This window comes from Variovorax sp. 01N429 (assembly GCF_056399425.1).
This window is the reverse complement of record NZ_JBFTRG010000003.1, coordinates 392,164-408,886: the sequence shown is the minus strand read 5'-3', so window position 1 is coordinate 408,886 and position 16,723 is coordinate 392,164. Positions and strand designations below refer to the sequence as shown.

Annotated in this window: 18 protein-coding genes; 12 read left to right on the top strand and 6 right to left on the bottom strand. The window is 62.9% G+C overall.

Features of this window, described 5'->3' with window-relative positions:
* Positions 1-16 precede the first annotated feature (16 nt).
* The 3 genes from AC1DSF_RS07970 to AC1DSF_RS07960 are packed head-to-tail and all read left to right on the top strand — an operon-like array spanning position 17 to position 2,473.
* The gene (locus AC1DSF_RS07970) at positions 17-1,633 is read left to right on the top strand and encodes a sensor histidine kinase (protein ID WP_478182567.1); all 1,617 of its coding nucleotides are present in this window, start codon (positions 17-19) and stop codon (positions 1,631-1,633) included.
* Positions 1,630-2,004 (top strand): response regulator, encoded by a 375-nt coding sequence (locus AC1DSF_RS07965; RefSeq protein WP_478126685.1) that lies wholly within the window; start codon positions 1,630-1,632, stop codon positions 2,002-2,004. The genes AC1DSF_RS07970 and AC1DSF_RS07965 overlap by 4 nt, the downstream gene beginning before the upstream one ends.
* 19 nt (positions 2,005-2,023) lie before the next feature.
* Positions 2,024-2,473 (top strand): desulfoferrodoxin family protein, encoded by a 450-nt coding sequence (locus AC1DSF_RS07960; RefSeq protein WP_478126684.1) that lies wholly within the window; start codon positions 2,024-2,026, stop codon positions 2,471-2,473.
* 24 nt (positions 2,474-2,497) lie between these two features.
* Here AC1DSF_RS07960 and AC1DSF_RS07955 read toward each other — a convergent pair whose 3' ends face one another.
* Both AC1DSF_RS07955 and AC1DSF_RS07950 read right to left on the bottom strand, forming a co-directional pair.
* Entirely contained in the window at positions 2,498-3,136 is a 639-nt protein-coding gene (locus AC1DSF_RS07955) for a carboxypeptidase regulatory-like domain-containing protein (protein WP_478126683.1), read from the bottom strand.
* 50 nt (positions 3,137-3,186) lie between these two features.
* Complete coding sequence (locus tag AC1DSF_RS07950; RefSeq protein WP_478126682.1) at positions 3,187-3,567, bottom strand: HPF/RaiA family ribosome-associated protein; 381 nt, start codon at positions 3,565-3,567, stop codon at positions 3,187-3,189.
* Between the two features lie 111 nt (positions 3,568-3,678).
* Here AC1DSF_RS07950 and AC1DSF_RS07945 point away from each other — a divergent pair, with 111 nt between their 5' ends.
* Positions 3,679-4,614 carry an aminotransferase class IV gene (locus AC1DSF_RS07945; protein ID WP_478126681.1) on the top strand — a complete coding sequence of 312 codons (936 nt, stop codon included), beginning with the start codon at positions 3,679-3,681 and terminating at the stop codon, positions 4,612-4,614.
* Positions 4,615-4,656: 42 nt separating this feature from the next.
* The gene (gene ylqF, locus AC1DSF_RS07940; RefSeq protein WP_478126680.1) at positions 4,657-5,622 is read left to right on the top strand and encodes a ribosome biogenesis GTPase YlqF; all 966 of its coding nucleotides are present in this window, start codon (positions 4,657-4,659) and stop codon (positions 5,620-5,622) included.
* A 40-nt stretch (positions 5,623-5,662) separates the two neighbouring features.
* On the opposite strand, the gene AC1DSF_RS07935 is transcribed toward ylqF, so the two are convergent.
* Positions 5,663-6,595: a sigma-70 family RNA polymerase sigma factor gene (locus tag AC1DSF_RS07935; protein ID WP_478126679.1), complete on the bottom strand. Its 933-nt coding sequence runs from the start codon at positions 6,593-6,595 to the stop codon at positions 5,663-5,665.
* Positions 6,576-6,881, bottom strand: a complete 306-nt coding sequence (locus AC1DSF_RS07930) for a hypothetical protein (RefSeq protein ID WP_478126678.1) — start codon at positions 6,879-6,881, stop codon at positions 6,576-6,578. Before AC1DSF_RS07930 ends, AC1DSF_RS07935 begins: the two co-directional genes overlap by 20 nt.
* A gap of 159 nt (positions 6,882-7,040) precedes the next feature.
* On the opposite strand from AC1DSF_RS07930, the gene AC1DSF_RS07925 reads away from it, so the two are divergent.
* The 7 genes from AC1DSF_RS07925 to AC1DSF_RS07895 all read left to right on the top strand — a co-directional run bounded on the left by AC1DSF_RS07925 (position 7,041) and on the right by AC1DSF_RS07895 (position 13,793).
* Positions 7,041-8,084 (top strand): aldo/keto reductase, encoded by a 1,044-nt coding sequence (locus AC1DSF_RS07925; protein ID WP_478126677.1) that lies wholly within the window; start codon positions 7,041-7,043, stop codon positions 8,082-8,084.
* A 169-nt stretch (positions 8,085-8,253) separates the two neighbouring features.
* Positions 8,254-9,483: an ABC transporter substrate-binding protein gene (locus AC1DSF_RS07920; RefSeq protein ID WP_478126676.1), complete on the top strand. Its 1,230-nt coding sequence runs from the start codon at positions 8,254-8,256 to the stop codon at positions 9,481-9,483.
* A gap of 80 nt (positions 9,484-9,563) precedes the next feature.
* Positions 9,564-10,439, top strand: a complete 876-nt coding sequence (locus AC1DSF_RS07915) for a branched-chain amino acid ABC transporter permease (RefSeq protein ID WP_478126675.1) — start codon at positions 9,564-9,566, stop codon at positions 10,437-10,439.
* Positions 10,440-10,463: 24 nt separating this feature from the next.
* Positions 10,464-12,416, top strand: a complete 1,953-nt coding sequence (locus tag AC1DSF_RS07910) for an ABC transporter permease subunit (protein WP_478126674.1) — start codon at positions 10,464-10,466, stop codon at positions 12,414-12,416.
* Positions 12,417-12,426: 10 nt separating this feature from the next.
* Positions 12,427-13,149 carry an ABC transporter ATP-binding protein gene (locus tag AC1DSF_RS07905; protein WP_478126673.1) on the top strand — a complete coding sequence of 241 codons (723 nt, stop codon included), beginning with the start codon at positions 12,427-12,429 and terminating at the stop codon, positions 13,147-13,149.
* A gap of 48 nt (positions 13,150-13,197) precedes the next feature.
* On the top strand, positions 13,198-13,461 hold the full coding sequence (locus AC1DSF_RS07900) for a ribbon-helix-helix domain-containing protein (protein ID WP_478126672.1): 264 nt from the start codon (positions 13,198-13,200) through the stop codon (positions 13,459-13,461).
* Positions 13,458-13,793, top strand: coding sequence for a type II toxin-antitoxin system RelE/ParE family toxin (locus tag AC1DSF_RS07895; RefSeq protein WP_478126671.1), 336 nt, complete (start codon positions 13,458-13,460; stop codon positions 13,791-13,793). Before AC1DSF_RS07900 ends, AC1DSF_RS07895 begins: the two co-directional genes overlap by 4 nt.
* A 22-nt stretch (positions 13,794-13,815) precedes the next feature.
* Here the strand turns inward: AC1DSF_RS07895 and AC1DSF_RS07890 are convergent, their stop codons facing one another.
* Together AC1DSF_RS07890 and AC1DSF_RS07885 are read right to left on the bottom strand one after the other, a co-directional pair.
* Positions 13,816-14,994 (bottom strand): restriction endonuclease subunit S, encoded by a 1,179-nt coding sequence (locus AC1DSF_RS07890; RefSeq protein ID WP_478182566.1) that lies wholly within the window; start codon positions 14,992-14,994, stop codon positions 13,816-13,818.
* Positions 14,991-16,643: an HsdM family class I SAM-dependent methyltransferase gene (locus AC1DSF_RS07885; RefSeq protein WP_478126669.1), complete on the bottom strand. Its 1,653-nt coding sequence runs from the start codon at positions 16,641-16,643 to the stop codon at positions 14,991-14,993. The genes AC1DSF_RS07890 and AC1DSF_RS07885 overlap by 4 nt, the downstream gene beginning before the upstream one ends.
* Positions 16,644-16,723: the final 80 nt, after the last annotated feature.

Here is a 16,723-nt window from a genome sequence, read left to right as displayed (position 1 = left end):
TCGGTCCCTTGATGGAGTGGCCATCAAACTCGAACAGCTTGTAACGCGGGTGTTGAAACAGTCGCCTTTTGCCGGGCTGGTGCAAAGGGTCGCCGCTGTTCGCGCTTCGGTGCACACCAAGCTGCTCCTGGCATTCCTGATCATCACGCTCTTGTTCATCGCCATGGCGGTGGCCAGCCTGCTCATCATCGTCAACATCACCGAGCAGAGCCGCATGCTGGACCAAGCCCATGAGCGGGTCAGCTGGGCGCAGCAGAGCCAGCATGCGCTGGACCGGCAGATGCACTTCACTGCACTCGCACTGCTGTCGAAAGACGAGGCCGCTATTGAACGCATCCTCCGCGAGAACAACCGGTTCAACGAAACACTGGCCAAGCTGGACACCTCGGCGGCCGGCGGCCAGAAAGGGCTGATCGACCAGATCCGCGCTTCGCAGGACGATGCCATGGGCGTCGTGGCCGACATCGCCAATGCCATTCGCGACGGCAAGCTGGGGGACATCACGGCCGATTTGCTGCAGCGCGAGGAACTCCTCGACAACCGGATCGCGTCGCGTATGGGCCAACTCGTCGAGGTCGAGCAAAGCCGGATGGCTCGTCTGCGCGACAGCGTCGGCGCGGCCAACCGCCGATCGCTGATCCTCACGTCCGTCTTTGCAGTCAGCGCCGTCTTGCTGGCTTGGCTCTGCGGATTCGTGATCTCTTGGTCCTTCATCTTGCCGGTACGCGCGGCGGCCGTTTTCATGGACGATGTGGCGGCCGGAAACTTCGGGCGCAGAATCTCCGTGCCCAACCGTGACGAATTCGGAGTGCTCGCCGACCGGATGAACCACATGAGTCAGCAACTTCAGCGCTTGGACGAATCCCAGCGGCAGGCGGCCGCGAAGCTCGTGGACCTCAACGAGCAGCTTTCGCGCGCGAGCAAGGCAAAGTCCGAGTTCCTGGCCAACATGAGCCACGAATTGCGCACGCCAATGAATGCGATCCTCGGATTCAGCGAAATGATGATCGACGGGATCTACGGCGAGGTTCCGGCTGAACTGAAAGAGCCGCTGACGGACATACAGGTCAACGGCCGCAATCTGCTGCGTCTGATCAACGAAGTGCTCGATCTGTCGAAGATCGAGGCAGGGCGCATGGAACTCGCGCTCAGCGATTACGCGGTCAGTGACGTCGTGAACACAGTGCGAACATCGCTGCGCTCCATCGCTGCTGAAAAGGGGCTCGCATTCACCGCGCGCGTGCCGGAGGATTTGCCCGTAGCGTTCGGCGACAGCGGTCGGCTTGCACAGTGCCTGACCAACCTGGCCGGCAATGCACTGAAGTTCACGCGACAAGGCCGCGTGGAGATCGCAGTGGAATTGGTAGATGACGACCTGATCTACAGCGTCTCGGACACGGGCATCGGCATTGCTCAGTGCGATCTCGACAACATCTTCACGGAATTCCGCCAGGTGGATACGACCATCACGCGTGAATTCGGCGGCACGGGGCTCGGGCTCAGCATCTCGAAGAAGTTCGTTGAGAGGCTCGGCGGGCGCATCTGGGTCGAAAGCGAACTGGGGAAGGGCTCCACCTTTCTTTTCTCCGTGCCATTGCGCGCGGGCGGGCGCAGCAAGGAGGTTGATCCATGACCGAGCGCAAGATCCTCTATGTCGAGGATAACGAGTACAACCGCAAGATCGTCCGGCAGTTGCTCAAGCGTTCTGCCTGTCAACTGATCGAAGCGGGGGACGGCGAAGCCGGCGTGGCGCTCGCGCAGCAGGAGTTGCCCGATCTCATCCTCATGGACGTGCAGCTTCCCAAGATGTCCGGGCTCGACGCCGCGCGGCTCCTGACCACCGAGGCGGCTACACGGCATATCCCAATCATCGTCATCACCTCATATGCGCTGAGCGGCGACCGGGAAAAGGCGCTTCAGGCGGGCGCCGCCAGCTACTTGGCCAAGCCCTACAGCCCCAGCGAACTGCTGGGAATGATCAAGCAGTTTCTGCCGGACATCTGATCAGTCAGCGGAGGGTTTCATGACAACAGCGAACATTCCAGGCGCGCAGCGCGTCGTCATTGCCACGATTGCGATGGCAATGTGCTTTGCTGCTGCAGGCGTGCGTGCGGAAGAAGAGCAGGTCCAGCAGTTCACGCCGGAGTTTCGCGAAGTTCACAAAGGCTCCGACCCGAAACACTCGCCCAAGATCACAGCGCCGGACAGCGTGCGACGGGGCGCGTGGTTCAACGTCACGATCAGCGTCGGTGCCGATTCGCAGCACCCGTCTCTGTCAGAGCACTTCGTGCGCTACATCGCGCTCTACAAGGACTCGGTGGAGATCGCGCGCGCCTACCTGCACCCCGTGTATTCGTCGCCGACCGTGACTTTCACGATCGCGCTCGACGAGGGCGGATCGCTCCGGGCAGTCGAGGAGCCGACCCACTCTGCCGCGTGGGAAACGACGAAGAAGATCGCCGTTGTGCCTTGAGGGCGTCTGACTGTGCGTTCGGCTCTACCGTGGCTTCAGTTCCACCGAGAGTTGCGCGGGCTCCCGATCGCTCACGGTGACACTCGCCGGTGTCGTTCCCAGGCGTTCATGCCAGATCTGCAGCTTGTACTGGCCCGGCGGAAGGTCGTCGAATGCGAACGTTCCGTCGGCGCCGGTGACCGCATAGAAGCGGTGCGCCGCGACGACCACCCATGCGGTCATCCATGAATGCAAGTCACAGTTGATGCGGACGATTTCAGGCTGGGCAAAGGTGATTGGAATCGTCCGCCCCATGGGCTGCGTTCGATTGAAAGAAACGTTCGCCTTCGGCGTGGCGTGAATGTTGTGCAGCAGTCGATCGCTGTTGAGGAAATCGACTGTCCCGCCGGCTCGGACCACGACGACCCTGGGGATGAAGGCGCATCCCTTCTGGTCGACCTCGACCTTCTGATTCACGGACGGCGCAACGTCGGCGGGCGCGTTCTCGATCCAGACGACGGCATTTCGGACTTCGCGATTCGCCGACACCTGCAAGTCGTCGGCGGCCTTTTCGTTGCCGCACAGATACTGATCGATCGTGACGGGCACCTTGACCGGCGCCGGCGCAGGGCCGGCGAACACGATCTTGCCCTTCAGACTCCCCGCGAAGCCGTGATTCGACACGCCGCACGCCAGAAGCAGCGTCCCAAGGAGCCCGAGGGCCCGGACGCCCCTCAAGGCGCATCCCCCTCGGCGTCGATCGCATCGCCTTCGGCGCCATTGCGGATCGAATCGCGTTGGCGATGGTTGTAGAGCCGTCCGAGCACGCTCTCCAGCGAACGCTTCAGCTTTTCCGACGCTCCGCGAAACGCCTCGTCGATGTTGGATGCGTGGTGGGTGACGGCCAGTGGCTGGTGATGCGCCAGGCGCGCCTCCATGGCGCAGCGCTTGGCGCCGCCGCCGCTGGCGTCATGGTTTTCGTCACTGAGATGGACTTCGACGCGGGTGACGTCTTCGACGAAGCGGCTGAGGGTCTGGCGTATCTGGCCATCGGCCCAGCGTTCGAGCGCCTCCTTGTTCTCGATGCCGTTGCTCGTTCTCACTTGAATCTGCATGCTGCTACCTTTCGCGACTATTGGGCGAGAGGCTCTAGCATGCGGTCAGTTGGGCCTCGGGCTCCAATGTCCACAATGGCCGTGCACTCATTCGAAGGAACTTGCAGAACCATGAATTCTTCCGTCCAACCTGGGCTTGCGCCTGACTACTCGAACGGGGTTGCCTTCATTCGGGGCCAATACGTGCCCATTGCCGAGGCCGCGATTCCCATCACCGACTGGGGTTTCCTGCGTTCGGATGCGACCTATGACGTGGTCACCGTCTGGGATGGAGCGTTCTTCAGGCTGGACGTGCATCTCGAGCGCTTCATGCGAAGCTGCGAGCGTTTTCGCCTCGATCCTGGCCTCACGCCCGACCAGATCGTTGCGGTGCTGACCGAATGCGTGCGCAAGAGCGGCCTGCGAAGTTCGTATGTCGAAATGATCGTGACGCGCGGACAACCGCCGTGGGGTTCGCGCGATCCGCGGCAGGCGGTCAATCAGTTCTATGCCTTCGCGGTGCCTTTCGTGTGGATCGCCAATGAAGCGCAGCGGGAGCGCGGCCTGCACCTGCAGGTGAGCGATGTGCAGCGTATTCCGGCGCGTTCGGTCGACCCGAAAGCCAAGAACTATCACTGGAACGATCTCACCATGGGACTGTTGAGCGCGCTCGATGCGGGTGCCGATACCGTCGTTCTGACCGACGCCGCGGGCAATGTGGTCGAAGGGCCCGGCTTCAACATCTTCTGCGTGCGCAATGGCGTGGTCGTCACGCCGAAGGAGGGGGTGCTCGAAGGTGTATCGCGCCGTACCGTGATCGAGATCGCGCAGAAACTCGGCTTGCCTGTCGAACTGCGCGACTTGCCTGCGGGCGAACTGCGCGAGGCTGATGAAGTGTTCCTGAGCACTTCGGGCGGCGGCGTGCTGCCGGTGACGCGAGTCGATGACCAGATGATCGGCCAGGGCTCCCCGGGGCCGATCACGCAGCGGCTTCTCGAGACCTATTGGGACTGGCACCGCGAGCCAGCCTACAGCCTTCCGATCGACTATCGCGACGATCTGAATTGACGACAATCCCGGGTCGTTCACAGACAGAGAAAGACATTCGCGATGGCCATCCAGTGGTTCCCCGGTCACATGCACCTGACCAAGAAAGCCATCGCCGAGCGCATCAAGGACATCGACGTCGTCATCGAACTGCTCGATGCGCGCTTGCCCGGCTCCAGCGCCAATCCCATGCTGGCCGAACTCACCGGCCACAAACCGGGGCTCAAGGTGCTCAACAAGCAGGACCTGGCGGACCCGGGATGCACGGCGCGCTGGCTCGAACACTACAACGCCCAACCCGAGACGCGCGCCATCGGTCTCGATGCCGGCCAGGCCGCGCCCGCCCGGCAACTGATCGACGCCTGCCACGCGTTGGCCCCGCAACGTGGCGGCATGGCCAAGCCGATGAGGGTGCTGATTTGCGGCATCCCCAACGTGGGCAAGTCGACGTTGATCAACACGCTCACCGGCAGCCGCAAGGCCAAGACGGGCGACGAGGCCGGCATCACCAAGCTGGAGCAGCGCATCACGCTGGCCGACGACTTCTATCTGTGGGACACGCCGGGCATGCTGTGGCCGCGAATCATCGTTGCCAAGAGCGGCTACAACCTGGCTGCAAGCGGCGCCATCGGCCGCAATGCTTTCGATGACGAAGAGGTGGCGCTGGAACTGCTGTCGTACCTGAAGCAGCACTACGCAGGCCTTGTCGAAGCACGCTTCAAGCTGGAGCCGATTGCGGGCCTCCGCGACGAGGAGGTGCTCGAAGCCATCGGCCGCAAGCGCGGCGCACTGCTGGGCAAGGGCCGCGTGAATTTGCAGAAGGCCGCCGAGATCGTCATGCACGAGTTCCGCAGCGGCAATCTGGGGCGCATCACGCTCGAAACGCCGGAAGAATTCGCGCAATGGCTTGCGGCCGGGCAACTGCTGGATGCCGAGCGCAAGGCGAAGAAGGAAGCCAGGGCCAACAAGAAGGGCTCTGGGCGGCGCGAGACCGGAGACGATGCCGCCGGAGAAACGCCAACGGCCTGATGCAAGGCACAAGGGCGCTTTGGTCGCTTTGGTCTTGCGCTCAATCCGCCAGTTCGATCGGCGCTTCCAGTGTGATGTAGGGCACGTGCCGGAAGTCCCTTATGAAGCTGACGCGCCCCTCACGCCACTGCAGTTCCATGAAGTAGCCGGGCAGCGTCGCCCCGGGCGCGCGCATGACAGCCAGCACTTCGCGCCCGTCGAGCCACGCAGGCACCAGCCGCCAATCGTCCTGTCGGCTGTAGTTCGTGTAGTAGATCTCGACCTCGCGCCGGCCGGCTGCCTTGCGCCGTGAGACGAGGTCCAGGCGAACTTCGTCCGCCAGCATCGCCCGGACGCCGTCCCAATCGCGCGCGTTGAAGAGATCGGCATAACGGCGCAAGGCAGGGGAGATTGCAGTGGGCGGGCGCACCGAAGAAATATCGATCGTCGAAGCGGACAACTGGCGCAGCTGCGTTCGTCCCCGATGCAGCGCGGCCTTGACTGCTGGCACGCTCAGATCCAGTTCCCCGGCGATTTCCTCCAGTGAATGGTCCAGCACATCCTTGAGGATCACGCAGCCGCGTTGCGCCGGTGCGAGCTGCAGAAAGCACGAGAGCGCGGCGCGCACCGCCTGCTGGCGAGCAAGCGTCTGGTCCGGCTCGCGCGTTTCGTCGTCGGCAATGTCGAGCACCGATTCGATGGGCTCGGCCATGCGATGCGCATCGCGCCGCCAGTGGTCGATGGCCCTGTTGTGCGCAATCCGAAAGAGCCATGGCCGCAGCGGCGGCATTTCCTTCAGCTCGGGCAGTTGGTAGTAGGCCCGCGCGAGGGTGTCCTGCACGACGTCTTCGCCGTCGGCCACCGAGCCCGTCATGCGCGTGCAGTAGCGATGCAGGTCAGGCCTGATGCCATCGACCAGCGCCAGAAACTGGCGCCGGCCCTCCTCGAGCGTGGCGATGATGTCGTTGCCGGGCTCAGTCGCCGAAGAATCCATATGAGCCGATCTCCTTCAGTTCCGTCCTGACCGGCGGCTCCTCGCAACGCTCGCGAACGCCCGCGGTGAATTCCTTGAATGCCGGCATGTCGGTCAGCACGCTGGTGCCATCGGCTTGGTCATACGAGACGATGTGCACAAAGCTCACGCCATCGTCGAGCCGGAAAGTGGCATAGCGCAGGCCCTTCGGCTTGAGCTTATGGAGTTCCTCGTAAACCTTGGCCGAGGAACGCTCGTTTTCGGCGACGCGGTCGGCCTTGACCTTGTATCGAATCATGTGCTTCACGTGGGGATCCTTTCTCCGGCGGCGCCGGAACCATTCTGTGACAAAGACAAGACGTTCGGGCGCCCCAAAAGGATGCGGTAGCGGCGCCTGCAGGAATTTCGGAGGGCGCCTATGCTGCGAGTCCGATTTGTTTGTCTGCACAACAAGGAGTTGTCTTCCATGCGTCACCATCCTCTCGGCCGCACTGGCCTTTTCGTGTCGGAGCTGTGCCTCGGAACCATGACCTTCGGCGGCGGCGAAGGCATCTGGGCTCAAATTGGCGATCTGCAGCAGAGCGACGCCGAACGCCTGATCGGCTCGGCGCTCGATGCCGGCATCAATTTCATCGACACGGCCGATGTCTACTCGAACGGCGTCTCTGAGCAGATCACCGGGCAGGCGCTCAAGAACCTCAAGGTGCCGCGCGAGAACGTGATCGTCGCGACCAAGGTCTTCGGCGAAACAGGCCCCGGGCCGAATGCACGCGGCGCCTCGCGCAGCCACATCATGGATGGCGTCAAGGCGAGCCTGAAGCGGCTGCAACTCGATCACATCGACCTCTATCAGATCCATGGCTTCGATCCGGCGACGCCCATCGAAGAAACCGTGCGTGCGCTCGACCAGCTCGTGCGTCACGGGCATGTGCGCCATGTCGGCGTTTCGAACTGGGCCGCCTGGCAAATCGTGAAGGCGCTCGGCATCTCCGAGAGATGGGGGCTGTCACGATTCGAATCGCTGCAGGCCTACTACACCATCGCCGGACGCGATCTTGAACGCGAGCTGGTGCCGATGCTTCGCAGCGAAGGCGTGGGGCTGATGGTGTGGAGTCCGCTCGCGGGCGGCCTGCTCAGCGGCAAATACGGCCGCGAACAACAGGGCGAACAGGGCAGCCGCCGAACCAGCTTCGACTTTCCGCCCGTCAACAAGGACCGCGCGTACGACTGCGTCGATGCGATGCGTCCGATCGCCGAGGCGCACGGCGTGTCGGTCGCGCAGATCGCGCTGGCGTGGCTGCTGCATCAACCGCAGGTCACCAGCGTCATCATCGGCGCCAAGCGGCCGGATCAACTCGCCGACAACATGGCCGCCACCAAAGTGGAGCTGAGCGCGGCAGAGCTGGCGCAACTCGATGAAGTCAGCCGGTTGCCTGCGGAATACCCCGGATGGATGTTCGCCCGGCAAGGGGAAAACCGCCGGAAGCAACTTGCCGAATCGCAGCGTTGAAGCGGCGCAGCCATGAGAGCCGGATGGGTGCATCGAATGGGTGCATGTAATTGGTTTGCGCGGACGGCCCAATGCGTCCGATTTGCATCCATTTAGGGTTGTCACTCTCTTCGGTTTTCTCTCTCTCGCCTATGGTTCCGACACATTCAGACACTTGGAGATTTTCGACATGCCCTTGAGTTTCAAGCTTCTCGCCGTGGCAGGCGCTATCGCCTTTTCCGCGGGAGCATTCGCAGCCGATCCCATCAAGATCGGCGTGGACGGTCCGTTTACCGGCGGGTCGTCCTCGATGGGTGTGAGCATGCGCGACGGCGTGCGCCTGGCAACGGAAGAAATCAACAAGGCTGGCGGCGTATTGGGCCGGCCGATTCAGCTCGTCGAACGCGATGACGAAGCCAAGAATGAACGCGGCGTGCAGATCGCCCAGGAGTTCATCAACAAGGAGAAGGTCGTCGCGGTTGTCGGCTATATCAACACGGGCGTGGCGCTGGCCTCGCAACGCTTCTTCCAGGAAGCGAAGATCCCGGTGATGAACAACGTGGCGACCGGCTCGGTCATCACGCACCAGTTCGACAAGGATCCTGAGAACTACGTCTTCCGCAACTCGGCGCACGACAGCATCCAGGCTCCGATGATCGTCGAGGAAGCAGTCACGCGTCGCGGCTACAAGAAGGTCGCGATCCTGGCTGATTCGACCAACTATGGACAGCTCGGTCGCGAAGATCTGGAGAAGGCGCTCAAGGCCAAGGGCATCACGCCGGTCGCGGTCGAGAAGTTCAACATCAAGGACGTCGACATGACGGCCCAGTTGCTGAAGGCCAAGGAAGCCGGCGCCGAAGCAGTGCTGACCTACGGCATCGGCCCCGAGCTGGCGCAGATCGCCAACGGCATGACGAAGCTGGGCTGGAAAGTCCCGATGATCGGCAGCTGGACCTTGTCGATGGCCAACTTCATCGACAACGCCGGCCCCGGCGGCGACGGTGCGCGCATGCCGCAGACCTTTATCCAGGAGCCGACCACGCCCAAGCGCAAGAGCTTCATCACCAGCTACATCGCGACCTTCAAGCCGAAGAACAACCGCATCGATTCGCCGGTGTCGGCTGCGCAGGGCTACGACTCCATCTACCTGCTGGCCGCCGCGATGAAGCAGGCCAACAGCACCGAAGGCCCGAAGATCATGGCCGCTCTCGAAGACCTGAAGACGCCGGTCGAAGGTGTGGTGACGACCTACAACAAGCCTTTTTCCAAGGGTGACCATGACGCGATCACCGCGAACATCCCGGTGTTCGGTGAAGTCAAGGGCGGCCGCGTGAGCTATGCCAACGCCGACGACATGAAGAATGCGTCGAAGGTGCAGATCAAGAACAACGCTGCCAACGACGCACTGCTGAAGAACTAAGCTGCGCCTCCCACAGGCGCCGCCCCGGGGATTTCCCTGGGGCGGCGCCTTTTCATGTTCAACGCATCGCAAGAGCCGCCATGCAAATCCTCACTCAACTCATCTTCAGCGGTATCGCGCTGGGCATGATCTATGCCGTGATCGCGTTCGGCTATCAGCTGACTTTCGCGACTTCGGACACTCTCAATTTCGGGCAGGGCGATGCGCTGATGCTCGGCGCGCTCGTTGGCTTGACGCTGGTCACGCTGGGCGTGAACTACTGGCTGATGATCCCGATCGTGTGCCTGTTCGGCGCAGTGCAGGGCGCGGTGGTGGAGCGCATTGGCGTGCGGCCCGCGATCAAGATCAAGTCGGAGTTTGGCTGGATCATGTCGACCATTGCGCTGGGCATCATCTTCAAGAACGTCGCGGAAAACGTCTGGGGCCGCGACGACCTGAGATTTCCTTCGCCGCTGCCGGAAGCACCCATCAAGTTCCTCAACGCAAATGTGCTGCCGATGGAAATCCTGGTGGTGGTCGGCGCCATCCTGATGATGCTGGCGGTGGAAGTCTTCAATCGCCGCTCGATCTACGGCAAGGCGGTGGTCGCGACTTTCAACGATCGTGATGCGGCCAAGCTGATGGGCATCAATACCGGACTGGTGATCACCTTTTCATATGCGCTGTCGTCGCTCACGGCCGCATTTGCCGGCGTGCTGATTGCGCCGCTGACGCTGACGGGTGCCACGATGGGCGCGGTGCTGGGGCTCAAGGCCTTTGCCGTGGCGATCATCGGCGGGCTGACCAGCGGCATGGGCATCGTGGTGGGCGGGATCATCCTCGGCATTGCCGAGACCACCACCGGTTTCTATCTGAGCACCGGCTACAAGGACGTACCGGGCCTGGTGCTGCTGCTGATCGTACTGGCCGTTCGGCCCGCGGGTCTGTTCGGCAAGACGGCCATCAAGAAGGTCTGAGCGCGAGGCATCGAAGTCAACACAATGAAAACTGGTCGCTTTCTTCTTGCCATCGCGGGGTTTGCAGCGCTGATGCTGTTCCCGATCGGCATCGACAACCCCTACTACATCCACCTGCTCGAAACGATCATGATCTACGCGATCCTGCTGTTCGGGCTGGACATCGTGGTGGGCTATACGGGACAGGTATCGCTCGGGCATGCGGGGTTGTTCGGTCTCGGCGCCTACACCGCCGGTGTGCTGGTGTACAAGACGGGCGCGCTTCTGCTGGTTTCGCTGGTCGCCGCAATCGGTGTCACGGCGGTCTTCGGCGCCATCCTCGCGCTGCCTGCGCTGCGGGTGACGGGGCCTTACCTCGCCATGGTGACGCTGGCCTTCGGGACCATCATCCAGATTCTCATCAACGAGATGAGCTTCATCACCGAAGGGCCGATGGGCATCAAGCTCAGCAAGCCGCCGCTCTTCGGCCACAAGCTCGATGAACGCGAGTTCTTCTGGCTGGTGGCGGTGATGCTGGTGCTGTCGTTGATCGTGGTGCACCGCATCCTGCGCTCGCATCTCGGGCGCGCTTTCGAGGCGCTGCGCGGCAGCCCCGTCGCATCGGACTGCATGGGTGTTTCGGTGTATCGCTACAAGGTTTACGCCTTCGTGATCAGCGCCGGATTCGCCGGGCTGGCCGGCAGCCTGTATGCGTACTCGGAGCAATACATCTCGCCGAACACCTACAACTTCGAACTGACGGTGCTCTTCCTGCTGGCGGTGATCATGGGCGGGCGCAAGAGCCGCATCGGGTCGATGCTCGGCGCGGCCATCATCGTGCTGCTGCCCAAGCTGCTGGACGACGTGGTGCTGTTCCGCTATGTGTCGGTCGGCCTGGCCGTGCTGGTGATGATCACGGCCGTGATCGGCATCCAGCGCCAGCGCGTGACGCCCAAGCAGATGGCGATCCCGGTGGTCGGCAGCATCGCACTCGCGGGGCTCTCGTTCTGGCTCGAAACGATGACTGACTGGCGGCTGTCGATCTTCGGCGTGATCATGCTTTTCGTCGTCTATTACCTGCAGGACGGCATCGTCGGTTTCGTGCGCAACGCGCTCAATCTGCGCCGGCCCAAGGCACAGGCCGATGTGGTCGGCCAGGTCGCGGGGCCGTCGGACGCGGTGAGCGTCGCCGCATCGGGCAGCGGCGGTGCGGAGTTGCTGCAGGCTTCGGGCGTGCTCATGCAGTTCGGCGGCCTCAAGGCACTGAACAACGTCGACCTGAAGGTGAAGCGCGGCGCGATCCATGGGCTGATCGGTCCGAACGGCTCGGGCAAGAGCACGATGATGAACGTGCTGACCGGCATCTACGTGCCCACCGCCGGCAACATCGAATTCGGCGGACGCTCGCTCGTGGGCCGCACGTCGGCGGACATCGCTTTGTCGGGCATCGCGCGCACCTTCCAGAACGTGCAGCTCTTCGGCGAAATGACCGCGCAGCAGAACGTGCAGGTCGGCCTGCACCATACGTTCAGGAGCAATCTTTTCGACGTGGCGGTGCACACGCCGCGCTATCGCCGCGAAAGTCTTGCCGCGGCCAACCGCGCACTCGGGTTGCTGAAGTTCGTCGGCCTGGAGCAGTTCGCCGCGGAAGAGGCTCGCAACCTGCCTTACGGCAAGCAACGCCTGCTGGAGATCGCCCGCGCACTGGCGCTCGACCCGCAACTGCTGCTGCTCGACGAGCCCGCAGCCGGACTCACGGCGCCCGACATCAAGGAGCTGATCGCGATCATCCGCAAGATCCGCGAGCACGGCGTGACCGTCATCCTGATCGAACACCACATGGACGTCGTGATGAGCATGTGCGATACGGTTTCGGTGCTCGACTTCGGCCAGAAGATTGCCGAGGGCGAGCCTGCGCAGGTGCAGTCGGACGAGAAGGTCATCGAGGCCTATCTCGGCGGACAGGAAACGGCGGCACCGGCCGCGCAGGCGGCGTGAGGATCAACAGATGCTGACCATCCAGAATCTTTCCGCCGGCTACGGCAAGGTGCAAGTGCTGCACGGTATTTCGATCGAAGTGCCCAAGGGCAAGGTCGTGACCCTCATCGGCTCCAACGGCGCCGGCAAGACCACGACCATGCGCGCGGTGTCGGGCATGATCCGCGCGACCGCCGGTGAAATCGCGCTCAACGGCAAGCGCATCGAGGGCTTGGAGTCCTACCACATCGCCAAGCTCGGGCTCGCGCATTCGCCCGAAGGCCGTCGCGTGTTCGCGACCATGAGCGTCACGGACAACCTCACGCTGGGTGCATTCCCGAGGCTGACCGGCAGCCGCCCGCGCGGCGACGTGGCAGCCGATCTCGAGCGGGCGATGGAGCTCTTTCCGCGTTTGAAAGAGCGCCGTACGCAACTGGCAGGAACCTTGTCGGGCGGTGAACAGCAGATGCTCGCCATGGCGCGCGCGGTGATGTTGAACCCTGAGGTTGTGCTGCTCGACGAGCCGTCGATGGGGCTCGCACCCATCCTGGTGGCCGAAGTGTTCCGAATCATCGAGCGGCTCAAGCAAGAGGGCGTGACGATGCTGCTGGTCGAACAGTTCGCGGCTGCCGCGCTTGGCGTGGCCGACTATGGCTACGTGCTGGAGAACGGCCGGATTTCGCTGCACGGGCCGGCCGAGAAGCTGAGGAATGATCCCGGAGTGAAGGCAGCGTATCTTGGAGGCGGGCACTGAGGATCCGGCGGTCTTGCCAATTTTTGCCAAAACTCGTAGGCTCTTCTGATGAGCACTATGAACGTATCGCTCCCGGACGCCATGAAGTCGTTCGTCGATGAGCAAGTGGTGGAGCGCGGCTATGGCACGAGCAGTGAATATGTTCGCGAGCTCATCCGCAAGGATCAACAAAAGCTTCAGTTGCGGACTCTTCTTCTCCAGGGAGGGCTCTCCGCGCCCGCCGCCACTGCGGACAAGGCCTACTTCGACGGTTTGCGCGAGAGAGTGCGCAGCGCCGGAAAAAAGGCGTCCCGGGCCGGCGGTAAGAGGTGAGGGCGAAAGCGGTCGTCCCCCGAGAACAGGCAAACCGCGACATTGACGACGTCATCGCGTACTACATGAAAGAGGGCGCGGAAAGCGCCGCCTTCGGCTTCATCGACGAGCTCGAGAGTGCCTACATCCACATCAGCCGAAACCCCGGAACGGGCTCTACACGCTACGCCATTGAGCTCGACTTGCCCGGCCTGCGTTTCTGGTCTTTGACCCGCTTTTCGTACCTTGTTCTTTACTTTGAGCAGACAGACTGCATCGACGTCTGGCGGGTCCTGCACGGCCACAGGCATATACCTGCGTGGATGCAGGAGCCGGCTTCCGGCGGACCATGAGCCGCTTTTCAGCAAATACGGCTCAGCGCAGCGTACGCGCCAGCAGCGACTCCAGCGTTTCCTCAGCGCCTTTCAGCAGCAACGCCTCTGTCGCCTGAGCCGCGGCGGTGGCATCCGCATAGCGCGCAAAGGCAAGCTGCTTGTCCAGCGGCGGCAGCATCACCGGCAGCGATTTCAGATCCTGCTGATTCAGGCTCGCTTGGTTGATCGCGCGCTTGGCGCGGGTCTGAAAATGCCGAGAGGTTCGGCGCGTCTGCAGCGCGGCGATCAGGTATTGCGGCAAAGCACGTTCGGTGTTCGGCACCAGCCGCATCATGTTCGATTCGAAGACCGTCGGTTCGGCCACGGTGCGGATCAAGACGCTCTTGCCGAGGTGCTCCGGGCTGTTGACGCGGTTGATCAGGATGTCTCCAGAGTCCAGCGCATAGCGCCTCGCTTCGTCGTCCTCGATCTGAAGGCGCTTGAGCGAGCCGGGTTCGCGCAGTTCGCCGTCGCGAAAGCTGTCGATGCGAACGATCGGCGTACCGGCGCCGTATGCGGACTTGTGCTTGTAGAGCCCGTTCTGCGGACCGGTCTTCAAAAGGCTTTCGAGAGGCACGACGGGCCACTGCCTGGGATTGCCGATCGAATCGCCGAATACGTCGGCATAGAGCGCCGGCACCATCTGGACGGTCCGCTCGCGGATTTCGCGACGCAGGCGGACGGCGCTCTGCGCGCACGACAGCAGGTCGACGATCCGGCGCTGTTCATTCAAGTCGGGCAGCGGGATCTTCTGGTCGAGGACGTGCGCATCCGACACCGCCGGATACAGCGCGCCGGTCGCGAGCTTGCACACGCCATTGACGAACAGCCTCGACCGCACGAAGAAGTAGATGTATTCGGGCAGCACGCGCGGGGTCGCACGCAATATGCAGAAGGCGGTGCTTGCAATTTCTCCGTCGAGTTCCGGCGGTACCAGCGCGACGGCGTTGAGCTTCGGCCGGACGGTTGAAACCAGCACGTCGCCAGTGCGGATCTGCCTGCGCGCGCGGCTGGGCGCTTCGGCGCCCATCATCTTGCGAGCGCCGGTGATGGTTTTCTTCTTGTTGTCGACGGCGGCGACATCGACGTAGGTGAATGGATCGCCCGGCCAGGCCGACGGGTTCATCGTGCCCGTCTTTGCCTCGACCACCTCCCGCAGCGCGATCCGTGGCGCCGTCATTCTTCTTCCCGCTCCGTGAGCAGGATTCGCAGGTTTTCCATTTCCTTGGCGAACTCCAGTTCGAGCGCGATGACCTCGTCGACCAGTTCGCGCGGGTTGCGATGCTCGGCTTGCGCTTCGGTCAGGGGTCGGTAGCGCGCCGCCGAGAGATTGAAGTCGTTGGCGCGCAGCGTGGCGGCGTCTGCGAACCACCATTTCTCGCCCCATTCGACTTCGGGTTCGCGCGCTTCCCAGCGGGCCAGCGACGTTTCGCGCTGCGCATAGGCTTGCGCCAGGCGCGGCAGGTCGTCGGCTTCGATGGGCCGGTCGTGATTGGCATCGGGTGCATAGCCGTCATCTTCGACATGCAGGAAGAGCACATGCTCGGTGTTGCCGCACTTGCGAAAGAAGAGCACCGAAGTCTTGACGCCCGAGTAGGGCTGGAACACGCCGCCCGGAAGGCTCAGTACCGCATCGACCTGGTTGTTCTCGACGAGCTGGCGGCGCAATTCCTTGTGCGCCGTGGTCGAGCCGAACAAGACGCCTTCCGGCACCACCACGGCGGCCCGGCCCTCGGCGCGGAGGCTGTCCATCATGTACTTGAGAAAGAGCAGTTCGGTGCTGCTGGTGGTGCCCACTCGCACGTCATCGATGATGCGGTCCTTGTCGACGCGCCCGGAGAAAGGCGGATTCGCCAGGACCACGTGAAAGCCTTCGGGCGGCAGGTCGAGCTCGGCCTTCTTTGAATGGTCGAGCGCCGAGGTCAACACGTTCCGCTGGAGGATGCGCACGTTGGCGAGGCCGCGCAGCGTGAGGTTCATCGTCGCGAGGCGGACCATCTTCGGGTCGACGTCGTTGCCGTAGAAGGTCTTGTCCTGGAGGATCGCGAGCTCTTCGTCCGTGAGCTTGTCGCCGAGGCCGCGCCTCAGGAGCTTGCCGTCGGCTTCGGCCTCCACGATGGCACCGGGCGATGAATGAGCGAGGCGGATGTGGTTGTAGGCCGCCACCAGGAACCCCGCAGTGCCGGCCGCCGGGTCGTAGATGGTTTCGCCGATGGTCGGGTCGACCATCTCGACGATGCGGCGGATGATGTGGCGCGGTGTGCGGAACTGGCCCAGTTCGCCCGCCTGCCTGATCTGCCGCAAGACGTGCTCGAAAAGGTCGCCCTTGGTGTCGGAGTCCGCGTCGGCCAGCCCGAGGCCATCCACGAGCCGAACGACCTGCGACAGCACGGTCGGCTCGCTGATGCCCAGGCGCGCACCGCGCATGAAGTCGTGCGCGCCGGCCGCGCCAATTTCGGAGAAGAACGGAAAGACCTCGTCGCGCACGAAGTGCACGAGCGCATCGCCCGTCAAGTCGGTCGCCCAGGCGGACCACCTGAAGCGCGAGCGCGGGATCACGGACGTGCCGGTCTGGAGGACCGTTGCCGTCAGCACGCCCTCGCGCGCGGAGGGCAGAGAAGCGTTGGACGCATTCCTGAGGGGCCAATCGCCGCTGAACATGCTGGTGTAGGGCTCGTTCAGCGTCTTGGCACGCAGGGCGTTTTCGTCGTCGATGGTCTCCAGCAGATAGAAGAAGAACAGGAACGACAGTTGTTCGGCGTTGCTGACAGGATCGGGGTAGCCGCCGCCAAAGAGATAGTCGCGAATCTGGTCGATGGACCGTCGCATTTCAGCGGTCAAAGGCATGGGGACAGGGCTTGGGCGATTCGCATGATGAGCCCACGAGTCTAAGAGGCAAATTGGAGCAA

Coding starts and splice junctions, on each gene's coding strand:
- AC1DSF_RS07965 (WP_478126685.1), top strand. CDS start 1,630: ATGACCGAGCGCAAGATCCTCTATGTCGAGGATAACGAGTACAACCGC.
- AC1DSF_RS07960 (WP_478126684.1), top strand. CDS start 2,024: ATGACAACAGCGAACATTCCAGGCGCGCAGCGCGTCGTCATTGCCACG.
- AC1DSF_RS07950 (WP_478126682.1), bottom strand. CDS start 3,567: ATGCAGATTCAAGTGAGAACGAGCAACGGCATCGAGAACAAGGAGGCG.
- AC1DSF_RS07945 (WP_478126681.1), top strand. CDS start 3,679: ATGAATTCTTCCGTCCAACCTGGGCTTGCGCCTGACTACTCGAACGGG.
- ylqF (WP_478126680.1), top strand. CDS start 4,657: ATGGCCATCCAGTGGTTCCCCGGTCACATGCACCTGACCAAGAAAGCC.
- AC1DSF_RS07935 (WP_478126679.1), bottom strand. CDS start 6,595: ATGGATTCTTCGGCGACTGAGCCCGGCAACGACATCATCGCCACGCTC.
- AC1DSF_RS07925 (WP_478126677.1), top strand. CDS start 7,041: ATGCGTCACCATCCTCTCGGCCGCACTGGCCTTTTCGTGTCGGAGCTG.
- AC1DSF_RS07920 (WP_478126676.1), top strand. CDS start 8,254: ATGCCCTTGAGTTTCAAGCTTCTCGCCGTGGCAGGCGCTATCGCCTTT.
- AC1DSF_RS07915 (WP_478126675.1), top strand. CDS start 9,564: ATGCAAATCCTCACTCAACTCATCTTCAGCGGTATCGCGCTGGGCATG.
- AC1DSF_RS07910 (WP_478126674.1), top strand. CDS start 10,464: ATGAAAACTGGTCGCTTTCTTCTTGCCATCGCGGGGTTTGCAGCGCTG.
- AC1DSF_RS07905 (WP_478126673.1), top strand. CDS start 12,427: ATGCTGACCATCCAGAATCTTTCCGCCGGCTACGGCAAGGTGCAAGTG.
- AC1DSF_RS07900 (WP_478126672.1), top strand. CDS start 13,198: ATGAGCACTATGAACGTATCGCTCCCGGACGCCATGAAGTCGTTCGTC.
- AC1DSF_RS07890 (WP_478182566.1), bottom strand. CDS start 14,994: ATGACGGCGCCACGGATCGCGCTGCGGGAGGTGGTCGAGGCAAAGACG.
- AC1DSF_RS07885 (WP_478126669.1), bottom strand. CDS start 16,643: ATGCGACGGTCCATCGACCAGATTCGCGACTATCTCTTTGGCGGCGGC.